The following is an 11,308-nucleotide window of genomic DNA, read 5'->3' as shown; positions in this document are numbered from 1 at the left end:
GCGTTCGAGCGCGCGGCCGCGAGCCACGGCGCCGGCGTGCGCGGCATCGTGCGGATCTCGGCCAGCGACGTGATCGCCGTCGAGGTGCTGCCACCGATGCTCGCGCAATTGCGGCACAACCATCCGGGGCTCGTCATCGAACTGGTGCCGACCGACCGCATCCAGGACGTGCTCAAGCGCGAGGCCGACATCGCGGTGCGGATGGCGTCGCCCGCGCAGGAAGCGCTCGTTGCAAGACGCATCGGCGACATCGAGGTCGGGATGTATGCGCGCGACGACTACCTGGCGCGCAACGGTGCGCCCGCGACGATCGACGAACTCGCGCATCACGCGCTGATCGGCTTCGACACGGTCACGCCGTTCATCCGCTCGGCGGGCCACAGCATGCCGCTGTGGAAGCGCGATGCGTTCTCGCTGCGCACCGACAGCAACCTTGCACAGCTCGCGATGATCCGCGCCGGCTACGGGATCGGCTTCTGCCAGACCGGGCTCGCGAAACGCGACGCGCGGCTCGTACGCGTGCTGCCGGACGGGCCCGCGATGCAACTGGAAACCTGGGTCGTGATGCACGAGGACCTGCGGACGAGCCCGCGCTGCCGCGCGGTGTTCGATGCGCTGGCCGACGGGCTGCGTGCGTATGCGAATGGCGAAACCGTCGAATAGACGGTTCGGGGCGACGGTCACGAACGAAGTGAACGAAGCGCCCGAGCGGCGCTATTCGTAGATTTTCCCGGCGAACAGGATGTCCGCCATGCGCCGCCATGGATTGTCGGGCATGTCGTAGAGGCGCAGCCCTTCCTCCGATGCCTCGGCCCAGTCGACCATCGCGTCCAGGTACTCGCCGATCGAATGGTTTTCCCAGCCGAGCGCGGCGCGCGAGTACGGCGACGGCGGCACGTCGGCCTCGAGCTGCCGCTCCTTGTTCCAGTCGTGGCCGAGCACGCGCAGGAAGTGGATCAGCGAGCGTTCGTCGATCACGCGTTCCAGCGCATCCTGCAGCTTCGCGGCCATCTGGCGTTGCAGTTCGTCGTTCATTTTTTGTCCCCTGGCGCGCCTCTCAGGTACGCGCTGCCGCATGTCGTGCGGCCCGGTTTTACATCAGCAATTGCCGCGACAGCACCTCGCGCGCCTGCGTGACGGTTTCGCGTTCGCCGGGCATCGGCGGCGTCAGCGAAAACACCGCGTCGGGCAGCGGCGGCAGCCGGTATTTCGCGCCGAGCCGCATCAGGCCCTCGCCGATCGCCGACGCGCACAGGCAGCCCACCCCGAGCCCCGCCGCCAGCATCGACTGCAGCCCCGCGACCCCCGACGCGCTGTGCACGAGCCGGTACGGCGTGTGCCGCTCGTCGAGCGAACGCACCGCGACCTGATGCATCATGCAGTCGTCCGGCAGCAGCACGAGCGGCAGCGGCTCGGGCAACTGCTCGGCGAGCGCGGGCGATGCGACCCACGACAGCGGCTCGCGCCGCAGCACCCAGCGCGTATCGGCCGACGCCGGCCGGAACGGCCCGCTCGACAGGTTCATCACCACGCCGAGATCGACCTGCCCGCGCGCATGCGCCGCCTCGATATCCGCGCTCTTCATCGCACTGACGTGCAGGCTCAGCTGCGGGTAGCACTCCCGCAGCCGTGCGAGCAGGCCCGCGACTTCGTTGGTCCGGTAGTAATCGGTGATCGCGACACGCAGCTCGCCCTTGATCGCCTGCCCGCGCACTTCGTCGAACGCGGCCTCGTTCAGCGCGACGATGCGCCGCGCGTGCTGCAGCAGCCGCGAGCCGGCGGGCGTCGGCTCGACCCCGCGCTTGCTGCGCACGAACAGCGGCACGCCGGCGCGCGATTCGAGCTTGCGCACCTGCTCGCTGACCGTCGACTGCGACAGGTGCAACAGCGGCGCGGCGGCCGTCAGGCTGCCGGCGTCCGCGACCGCTGCGAAAGTACGCAACTGATCCAGGTCGAAACCGCGCATCGCCAATCTCCATCCATCGAATAATCCGATGGATGCTACCACCAATTCCCGCTTTTCCGATTCATTGACACCACCCAGAATGGGGGTCAATCGCCCGTCCATGGCCGAACCGATGCTCCCGGCGTCGCGTCCGGCATGAATGTGGCACTCATTCTTTCGGACCTGCTTCCATGACGAACGACACCCTTGCCCCCTGCGTGCCGGCCGGCCCGGCCGCCGCGGCGGCGCCGCGCAGCCACCACGGCTGGGCGCTGGTGGTCCTGCTGGTTGGCGCGATTTTGCCGCCGCTCGACTACTTCATTGTGAATCTCGCGCTGCCGGCCATCCGCGACGGCATCGGCGCACGCCCGGCCAAGCTGCAGCTGGTCGTGTCGGCCTACGCGTGCGCGAATGCCGTCGTGCAGATCACCGGCGGCCGGCTCGGCGACCTGTACGGCCGCAAGCGCATGTTCATGATCGGGATGGCCGGCTTCGTCGTCGCGTCGACGCTGTGCGGGCTCGCCGGCAGCGGCGCGGTGCTGGTCGGCGGCCGCGTGCTGCAGGGCCTGTTCGCCGCGATCCTCGCACCGCAGGTGCTCGCGACGATCCGCAGCGTGTTCAGCCCGCAGGAGCAGGTGCGCGTGATGGGCTTCTATGGTTTCGTGTTCGGCCTCGCGGCCGTGATCGGCCAGCTCGGCGGCGGTGCGTTGATCAGCCTGCATCCGTTCGGGCTCGGCTGGCGCGCGATCTTCCTCGTCAACCTGCCGATCGGCATCCTGGCGCTGATCGGCAGCTGGCGCTTCATCCCGGAAAGCCGGCCGCCGAAAGGCCAGCGCATCGACGTCCCCGGCATGGCGCTGCTGTCGCTGTTCCTGCTGATGCTCGTCTACCCGCTCACGCACGGGCGCGAGGCCGGCTGGCCGCTGTGGATGATCGCGTGCCTCGTCGGCGCGCTGCCGATGCTCGGTGCGCTGCTGGCGGTCGAGGCGCGCCGCCTCGCGAGCGGCCACGATCCGCTGCTCGACGTGCGCCTGTTCCGCAATCCCGTCGTCGCGCTCGGGCTCGTACTGGCGTTCCTGTTCTATACGCTGAGCGCGTTCTTCCTGAGCTACGGGATCTATCTGCAGGGCTGCCTGAACTGGTCGCCGCTCGCGTCGGGGCTCGCGATCCTGCCGCTCGGGCTCGGCTTCCTGTCGAGCCCGCTGCTGATGCCGCGACTCGTCGCCCGGTTCGGCGGCTATCGCGTGCTCACGCTCGGTTTCGCGATGCTCGCAGCCGGCGTCGCGACGGCCGCGGCGCTGGCTGGCGCGGCAGCACCGGGCCCCGGCTTCTACACGGGGATCGCGGCGATCGGGATCGGCCAGGGCCTCGTGCTGCCGTCGGTCGTGCGGATCGTGCTCGCGGAAGTCGACACGGCGCGCGCGGGGGTCGCATCCGGCATGGTCACCGCGATGCTGCAGATCGGCGCGGCGGTCGGCGCGGCCACGCTCGGCGGCGTGTTCTTCGCCCGGCTCGGCGCGCATCCGGCCGCGCTCGATTACGTGCAGGGCTTCAGGACGTCGATGTTCGCGCTGACGGCCGTGCTGCTCGTATGCATCGCGCTGTCGGCCATGCTCGGGCCGCTGCATCGGCGGCTGCATGCAGGGACGTAAGCGGGACGGGAGTATTTGCGACGGCAGGGTCTGACGCGGAACCGGTGCAGGTGCAGGTGCAGCCGCTCGCCGGCATCCGGCGTCACGCGTGATGCTTGCGTTGCGCCTGGCGCGCTTCCCATTCGGCCAGCTCGACGCGATAGCGCGCGAGTGCTTCGTCGTAGAGATCGAAGACGCACGGCGAACAGCCGCTGTTGCAGCAGTCTTCCAGTTCGGGTTGGATGGGCGGGGTCGGACGGGGATCGTCGATGGACGGTTCCGGAGAGGCAGTGTTGGGCACGGCGAAAATCGAATGAAGAGACGCGTTCAGTATAAGCGGATGCCGCACGGCATGCGCGCCGCGCGGGCCAGCGGCGAGGCGCCACTTCGCAATGACGCGCCGGCCGCGATACTCCCGACCGGCGCGCTTCCTCGCAACTCGCGCGGCTACTTCGCCTGCGGGCCCGGCTTCGCTGCGCCCGCGCCCGCCTTGTCGGCCAGCGGCTGCCACGCGGCACCGAGCGAATACCAGTCGACGCGGCGCGTGAGCGTCATGATGCCGGCAAGGATCGCGAACAGCAGCAGCGAACCGAGCATCAGCGCGTTGTCCTCCGACAGCAGCAACCCGTAGAGTGCCGCGTACAGCACCGCGAGCAGCGCCGCGAACACCGCGCCGCGCTTCACGCTGTGCAGCACGAACGACAGGTAGAAGGCGAGCAACCCGATGCATGCGCCGCTCGCCGCGAGATACGCATACGCAAACCTGATGTGTTCGGACAGGCTCAGCAGCAGCAGGAAGAACAACGCGAGCGACAGGCCGACCAGCGTGTACTGGATCGGGTGAATGCGCAGCCGCTTCACGAGCTCGTACATGAAGAAGCTCGCGAACGTGAGCATCACGAACAGCGCGCCGTATTTCGTCGCGCGTTCGGCCTGCAGGTAGACGTTCACGGGTTCGATCACCGACACCGACGCCATTTCGATCGCGCCTTCCCCGTCGCCGGATGCGATCTGCTCGCGCGCCTTCGTGTTGAACGACGTCACGCGCCAGTTGCCGGTGAATCCGCGCGCATCGACCGTGCGGTTGTTCGGCAGGAACGCGCCGTCGAAACTCGGATGCGGCCACGACGATTTCAGCGAGAAATCGTTCTGGTCGCCCACCGGCGCGAACGCGACGGAATCCGCGCCGCGCAGCGGCAGGTCGATGCTGAACGGCACGGCCGCCCCCGCGCTTGCATCCGCCAGCGCCGCGAGATCGACGTTCGCGTGCACGCCCTGGCGCAGGCTGGCCAGCCGCGTGCCCTGCTCGACGTCGAAGCGCGCGCCGCCGATGCGGAGGTCGGGCTGCGCGGTCAGCCCGCGGATGTCGCCGATGCCGATCGCGACATAGGCATCGTCGACCTTGAAGCTCACGTGGCCGTCCGCCTGCGGCAGCTTCTTCAGGTCCGGCAACGGCAGCGTGCCGGACATCCTGCTTGCCAGCTCGTAGACCAGCGCCTTGTGGATGCCGCGATAGCGGACGCTGGTCGTCAGCGTGCCTTCGACGTTCAGCGTCTTCGGAAACACGAGCAGGCGTTTCGTCTCGCTTCGCAGGCTCGTCTTGGCCGCGCCTCGCGGCGGCGAATCGTCACGCACGCGCGTGACTTCCGTGTAATGCACGACAAGCACCGGCCCCGCCACCGTCTGCGGCCCCGCATAGCTCGACCAGATGCTCTGCAGCGCATCCCTGCGATACGCGGAACGTTCCTGCACGATGCTTTGCACCATCTGCAGCGGGATCAGGATCAGCAGCGCGAGAAACGCGGTGATCGCGAATTTGAACAACAGGACTCGATTCATGGCCGACAAGTACCGGAGTAAAAGGGTACGGTCAGCATGAGCGGCCCCGGTGAAGGGCGATTGAAGCCGGCGTGAAGTGAATGTGTAGCGAACGTGAAGCGCGGTCAGCCGGCCGACGGCAGCGTGAGCGTCGCGCACGCGCCGCCTTCGTCGCGGTTCGCGAGCGCGACCTGGCCGCGGTGCAGCATCGCGACTTCGCGGACGAAACACAGCCCGAGGCCCGTGCTGCGATCCTGCCCGTCGGGGCGCGGCAGCGAATAGAAGCGCTCGAACACGCGCGCCAGTGCGTAGTCGGGCACGCCGGGGCCGTCGTCGGTCACGCGCACGACGGCGACGTGCGCCCTGCCCGCCGGCTGCTGCTCGAGCGTGATCCGGATCGTGCTGCCCTGCGGTGCGAAATCCAGCGCGTTGTCGAGCAGGTTGCCGAGCGCCTGGCGCAGCAGGAACGGATCGCCTTCGACGACCGCGGGGTCGGCCGGGGCGTGCGCGTCGATCGACAGGTTCACGCCGCGCTGCCGCGCGCGCGGCTCGATATCGTCGACGAGCTGCTCGAGCACCGGCCGCAGCGCGACCGGTTCGCGCACCGACAGGCGCTGCTTCTGCTCGACTTCGGCAAGCGCGAGCAGCTTGCGGATCATCAGTTCGAGGCGGCCGGCCTGGCGGCGGATGTTCTCGGTGAAACGCCGCCGGTTCGCAACCGGCATGTCTTCCTGCAGCAGTTCGGCCGCGCCGCTGATCGCCGCCAGCGGGCTTTTCATCTCGTGTGTGAGCGTGTGAATGTAGGTTTCGACGTACTGCCGATCCTCCAGCCGCTGATGCATGCTTTCCACCGCGCGCCCGAGCTCGGCCAGTTCGCTCGCGCCCTGCAGCGGCATGTCGGCCCGCTCGCCCGCCGCGATCGCGCGCGCATAGCGCTGCAGGCGCCGCAGCCCGACCACCAGCCACCACGTGCAGGCCACGCCGATCAGGATCGCGCCGCCCATCAGCAGCGCGCCGTACAGCATGATCTTGCGCTGGCTGCGCGCGATGAACGGCGCGACCGTCTGGTTCGGCTTCGCGATCGTCAGCACGCCGATGATCTCGTTGCCGCGCCGGATCGGTGCCGCCACGTGCATCACGGTGCTGCTGTCGTCGTTCGGATCGCTGCGCGTGCTGCGCGCGCCGTACTCGCCGCGCAGCGTCCGGTACACGTCGTTCCAGCGCGAATAGTCCTGCCCGACCGCGCGGCCGGACGAGTCGTAGCGCACGATGCCGTGCGCATCGGTGATGTAGAGACGGTAGCCGATCGCGTTCTTTTGTACGCCCCACACGTTCGCGCTGACCGGGTGTTCGTGCAGATTCGAGAGCTGCCGCGCGAACGCGCCGTTGGCGATATGGCCGTTCGCCATGTCGTCGGCGGCCAGTGTCGCGAGCACTTGCGCGGTATCGACGAGCGTATCCTCCATCGCCTCGCGCACGCCGGGCTTCACCTCCTGCACGAACACGCGCAGCGTGATCAGCGCGGCCAGGCCGACGATCAGGAAAAAGCCGAAGAAGATGCGCAGGCCGATATGCATGGGCGGTGCCGGTCGTTACGGTTGCAGCGAATAACCCATCCCGCGATGCGTGCGGATCGGGTCGCGCTCGGGGTCGATCGCGCGCAGCTTCGCGCGCAGCGTCTTGATGTGCGTGTCGACCGTGCGGTCGGCCGAATCGAATGCCTCGTGCCACACGAAGTCCATCAACTGCTCGCGCGAATAGATGCGCCCCGGATGCCGGACCAGCAGCGCCAGCAGCCCGAATTCGTAGCGCGTGAGGTCGAGTGCGTGCCCGAGCCACGACACGCGCGCGCCATCGGTATCGAGCGTGAAACCCGGTGCGATCGTCTCGGCTGGCGCGGGCGCCGGCGCGGGTGTCGCTTCGGGCGCGGCCGTCCGGTAGAAACGCCGCAGGATCACGCGCACCCGCGCCGCCAGCTCGCGCGGCGAAAACGGCTTGACCACGTAATCGTCGGCGCCGATTTCGAGCCCGACGATCCGGTCGATTTCATCGTGCCGCGCAGTGAGGAAGATCACCGGCACGTCGGAGAACGTGCGCAGCCGCCGGCACACCTCGAAGCCGCTCAGATCCGGCAGGCCGACATCCAGCACGACGAGATCGAAGCGCGTGTCGCGCAGATGGTCGAGCGCCGCCTGCCCGAGCGTGCAGTGGACGGTCTGCATGCCGTCGGTGCCGAGGGCGTAGATGATCGTGTCCGCGATCGCCACTTCATCTTCGACGATCAGGATATTGGGTTGATGCATGGTCTCAGGCTGGGCTCGCGCAATCCGGTGCGACATTGTACGCACGGCCGGCCGCGGCGCGAGCCTCTGCCCGTCGTGCTATGCCACGCGGCCGGTCACCGGAATCGACGCGCCGGTGATCGCCTGCGCGTCGGCCGACAGCAGGAAGCCGATCGTCGCCGCGATCTGCTCCGGCCGCACCCAGCGCGTGAAATCCGCGTCCGGCATGTCCGCGCGGTTCGGCGGCGTATCGATGATGCTCGGCAGGATCGCGTTCACCGTCACGCCGCGGTCGAGCAATTCGGCCGCCAGCGCCTCGGTGAGCCGCGCGACGCCGGCCTTCGCGGCCGCGTACGCGCCCATCCCCGTGCCGGCCTTGAACGCCGCGCCCGCGCCGATGTTGACGATGCGCCCGGACGGGTTCGCCAGCAGGTGCGGCAGTGCGGCCTTCGATGCGTTCAGCGCGGTCTTCACGTTCAGTTCGTACATGCGGTCCCACGTGGCGGCATCGCCGTCGGCGATCGTCTGCCATACGAACGCGCCCGCGATGTTCAGCAGCGCATCGACCCGGCCGAATTCGCGCTGCACGGTATCGAGCGCCTGCGCGGCGGCCTGCGGATCGACGAGATCGATGCCGCCGATGCGCAATGCATCAGCCGGCACGCCGGGCAGCGCCTGCGCCGCCGGGGCCGCGCCGCGGCCGATCAGCGCGACGCGCGCGCCGCGCTCGCCGAGCCACGCGGCCGTCGCGACGCCCAGATGACCGAATCCGCCGGTGATCGCGACTGCCTTGCCTTTGAAATCGTGTTCCATCGATGTTTTCTCCTGGATCGAGGGTTGCTTGATGATGCGTGTTGAATGAGTCATGCCGGCCGCGGCATGCATGCGCGGCCGGCAATTCGCCACAGCGTAGCGCCGTTCACGCATCCGTGCGCACCGCGACGAGGCTGCGACGGCGCAGTTCCTCCGTCGTTTCGCCCTGGTTGTCCGGGCGCCAGCCCGGCGGCAGCAGCACGAAGCGGATCGCGGTCCACACGTCGCGGGCCGTTGCGACGTCGCGGGCGAGGCTCGCCCAGTGCTCGAGCTCGACGACGAACGGATTGCGCGAGCGGGTCGGCGTGACGAGGCCGAAACGGCACGGCTCGTCGGCGCGCTCGGCGACATAGGTGCCGAACAGCCGGTCGAACACGACCAGCACGCCACCGTAGTTCGCATCGAGATAGTCGAGATTCGACGCGTGGTGCACGCGGTGCGCGGACGGCGTGTTGAACACGTATTCGAACCAGCCGAGCTTCGGCATCCACGTGTTGTGCAGCCAGAACTGATACATCAGGTTGAACGACAGGATCGCGAGCACGGCTTCCGGACGCACGCCGAGCCACACGAGCGGCGTGAAGAACATCGCGGCGCCGGCGATCTTGCCGGTCCAGCCGAGCCGAAATGCGGACGACAGCGTCAACTGGTTCGGCGAATGGTGCACCGCATGCGTCGACCAGAAGAAGCGCACGCGGTGCGACGCGCGGTGATACCAGTAGTAGCAGAACTCCTGGCCGACGAACACGAGCAGCGCGAGCGCGACGCTGTGAAGCGGAATCGTAAAGAGCCGGTGCGCCCACGCGAGGTCGAACAGCGGCGTGGCGAGCGACAGCGGCACCAGCGCGAGCAGCTTGCGGCCCGCGAGATCGGCGAGCGACAGCCACACCTCGTTCCAGTCGAACGGTTCGGGCCCGCGGGCGCGGCGCCAGGTGAGCACGGCCGCCTCGACGAGCGAGACGGCGACGATGAAGAGCGTCACGTAGTACGCGAGCTTTCCTGTAGTGGTGAGCATGATGGGCCTTTCCTCCGGTTGAGTCGGACGCGTCATCGGCTGCACGGGCTGCCATCGCGTCGAATGGAACGCACTGTAGTGGGCGGGGAACGGAAAGACCACGCGGGAAATATGTCGCCGTATGTCGTGGGGAGAGGTGGTCGGGTTGTGCGTGGCGGGCGCGGACGCTTGTGGGCTGGAGCGTGGCCGGTTTGGGGCTGCGCGCATTTGTGTCCGGCGGGAAATATGTCGCCGCATGTCGCGCGCACGGCGTTCAGGCGGTGCATGGCAGGCGCAGACGCTTGTGGATCAGCGCCGGGCCGGGTTGGAGCTGCGTGTATGAGTGTCCGGCGGGGAATCTGCTTCCGCATGCCGAGGGGAAAGGCGTGCAGGTGGTGCATGACGGTCACGGGCACTTGCGGACCGGAGCGTGGCCGGTTCGGGGCTGCGTGTATCCATGTCCTGCGGAAAACGTGTCGCTCGCGACGAAGCCGGTCGACGGCGTGCTGCTCATGACTGGAAGACGGCGATGAACCCGTTCGCCATCCTCTACGAGGATCGATTCGTTCGACCATCCGTATGAATCTCAACCCGCCTTGACCACGGAAATTCTGCCCCCCGATCGGAAGGAAATCGATTCTTCGGATGGTTGGCGACGGCGGCTCCCAGTTACGCAGAAGCCCGTTCCAGTCGCATGTGGCGTACTGCATGCGTTCAATTCGCGTGACGCGGCTCGACACGAAACACGCATGAATCGGCCGGCAAATATGTCGCCGCATGTCGTCGCGACACATTTTCGCGCTGCGCACGACACGTTCCGCACCCTCGCCACGGCACGCTGCCATCACGCGATCGCATCGCCTTCCGCCTTGCCCCGCGCGGCATGCCCGCGATCGGCGCGGACGGCGCACGCATTCGTCGTACCGCGAAACAGCACGGCACGTGTAACACCGCGACATCTTTTATGACGCGACGGGCGCGCGTCATCGCCCTAAAGTTCGTCCCGTCGCCACGCCACTGCGTGCACCGAAACGAACCGCAAGGACACCCGATGAAAACCCGCTTCCTCGTCACCGCCGTCGCACTCACCCTCACCTGCGCGCCGGCCTTCGCCGGCTGGGCCGGCCACGGCACCGCGTACACGCCGCGCGGCACCTACAACGGCGCGCACGCCGGCTCGTGCGGCGGCGGCAGCTGCTCGCATGCGGGTGGCGTGATCGGCCCCGGCGGCGGTATCGCGACCAACACGGGCACCGTCACGCGCACCGCACCCGGCCAGTTCTCCAACAGCGGCACGGCCGTCGGCCCGAACGGGCGCTCGGTCCAGCACAGCGGCGACACGAGCTGCGCGGACGGCACCTGCTCGCACACCGGTTCAATGACGGGCTCGGACGGCCACAGCGCAACGACGTCGGGCAGCGTGACGCGCAACGGCCCGGGCCAGTATTCGTCGAGCGGCACGATCACGGGCTCGAACGGCAACACGACCAGCCATACGGCGTCGACGAATTGCGCGGGCTCGACCTGCTCGCGTTCGGGCACCGTGACGGGCACCGACGGCGGAACCGTCACGCATTCCGGCAGCGCGACGCGCGTGGCGCCGGGTGTCGTGACGACGTCGGGCGGCTCGACGATCGTACACGGCGGCACGGTCTCGACCGGTGGCACGACCGTGATCCACGGCAGCACGGTGGCAGGCGGCGCGGTCGTCGTGGCCGGCGGGACGGTGCCGGTTCCTGTCCCGGTGCCGGTGCCCGTGGTGCCGCCTCCGGCGGCCGCGGTGGTCGTGACGGCCCCGCCGCCCGCTACCACGGTCACCGGCACA

Annotated in this window: 11 protein-coding genes; 3 read left to right on the top strand and 8 right to left on the bottom strand. The window is 68.5% G+C overall.

The window, feature by feature from the left end; genetic code table 11:
* The coding region (locus G3O06_RS43385) for a LysR substrate-binding domain-containing protein (RefSeq protein WP_205819766.1) at positions 1–663 on the top strand (663 nt) is incomplete at its 5' end.
* Between the two features lie 51 nt (positions 664–714).
* On the opposite strand, the gene G3O06_RS43380 is transcribed toward G3O06_RS43385, so the two are convergent.
* On the bottom strand, positions 715–1,035 hold the full coding sequence (locus G3O06_RS43380; protein ID WP_205819765.1) for a hypothetical protein: 321 nt from the start codon (positions 1,033–1,035) through the stop codon (positions 715–717).
* Positions 1,036–1,093: 58 nt separating this feature from the next.
* Positions 1,094–1,966, bottom strand: a complete 873-nt coding sequence (locus G3O06_RS43375; RefSeq protein ID WP_205819764.1) for a LysR family transcriptional regulator — start codon at positions 1,964–1,966, stop codon at positions 1,094–1,096.
* A 170-nt stretch (positions 1,967–2,136) separates the two neighbouring features.
* Between G3O06_RS43375 and G3O06_RS43370 the strand changes: the two genes are divergently transcribed.
* Positions 2,137–3,597 carry an MFS transporter gene (locus G3O06_RS43370; RefSeq protein WP_205819763.1) on the top strand — a complete coding sequence of 487 codons (1,461 nt, stop codon included), beginning with the start codon at positions 2,137–2,139 and terminating at the stop codon, positions 3,595–3,597.
* Between the two features lie 82 nt (positions 3,598–3,679).
* Here the strand turns inward: G3O06_RS43370 and G3O06_RS43365 are convergent, their stop codons facing one another.
* The 6 genes from G3O06_RS43365 to G3O06_RS43340 form a co-directional block, all read right to left on the bottom strand.
* Entirely contained in the window at positions 3,680–3,877 is a 198-nt protein-coding gene (locus tag G3O06_RS43365) for an oxidoreductase-like domain-containing protein (RefSeq protein ID WP_174970350.1), read from the bottom strand.
* 146 nt (positions 3,878–4,023) lie between these two features.
* Positions 4,024–5,415: a cell envelope integrity protein CreD gene (gene creD / locus G3O06_RS43360; protein ID WP_205819762.1), complete on the bottom strand. Its 1,392-nt coding sequence runs from the start codon at positions 5,413–5,415 to the stop codon at positions 4,024–4,026.
* A 104-nt stretch (positions 5,416–5,519) separates the two neighbouring features.
* Complete coding sequence (gene creC, locus G3O06_RS43355; protein ID WP_205819761.1) at positions 5,520–6,971, bottom strand: two-component system sensor histidine kinase CreC; 1,452 nt, start codon at positions 6,969–6,971, stop codon at positions 5,520–5,522.
* 15 nt (positions 6,972–6,986) lie between these two features.
* Positions 6,987–7,697 carry a two-component system response regulator CreB gene (gene creB / locus G3O06_RS43350; RefSeq protein WP_205819760.1) on the bottom strand — a complete coding sequence of 237 codons (711 nt, stop codon included), beginning with the start codon at positions 7,695–7,697 and terminating at the stop codon, positions 6,987–6,989.
* A 78-nt stretch (positions 7,698–7,775) separates the two neighbouring features.
* Entirely contained in the window at positions 7,776–8,489 is a 714-nt protein-coding gene (locus tag G3O06_RS43345) for an SDR family NAD(P)-dependent oxidoreductase (RefSeq protein ID WP_174970346.1), read from the bottom strand.
* Positions 8,490–8,595: 106 nt separating this feature from the next.
* Positions 8,596–9,504, bottom strand: a complete 909-nt coding sequence (locus tag G3O06_RS43340; RefSeq protein WP_174970345.1) for a sterol desaturase family protein — start codon at positions 9,502–9,504, stop codon at positions 8,596–8,598.
* Between the two features lie 1,030 nt (positions 9,505–10,534).
* Between G3O06_RS43340 and G3O06_RS43335 the strand changes: the two genes are divergently transcribed.
* Positions 10,535–11,308: hypothetical protein (locus G3O06_RS43335; protein WP_205819759.1), on the top strand; the 774-nt coding region annotated here is incomplete at its 3' end.

It is taken from the genome of Burkholderia sp. Ac-20345 (assembly GCF_017104825.1).
Taxonomy (GTDB): domain Bacteria; phylum Pseudomonadota; class Gammaproteobacteria; order Burkholderiales; family Burkholderiaceae; genus Burkholderia; species Burkholderia lata_B.
The sequence above is the reverse complement of the archived record's forward strand: the minus strand, read 5'-3'. Positions and strand labels throughout refer to the sequence as shown.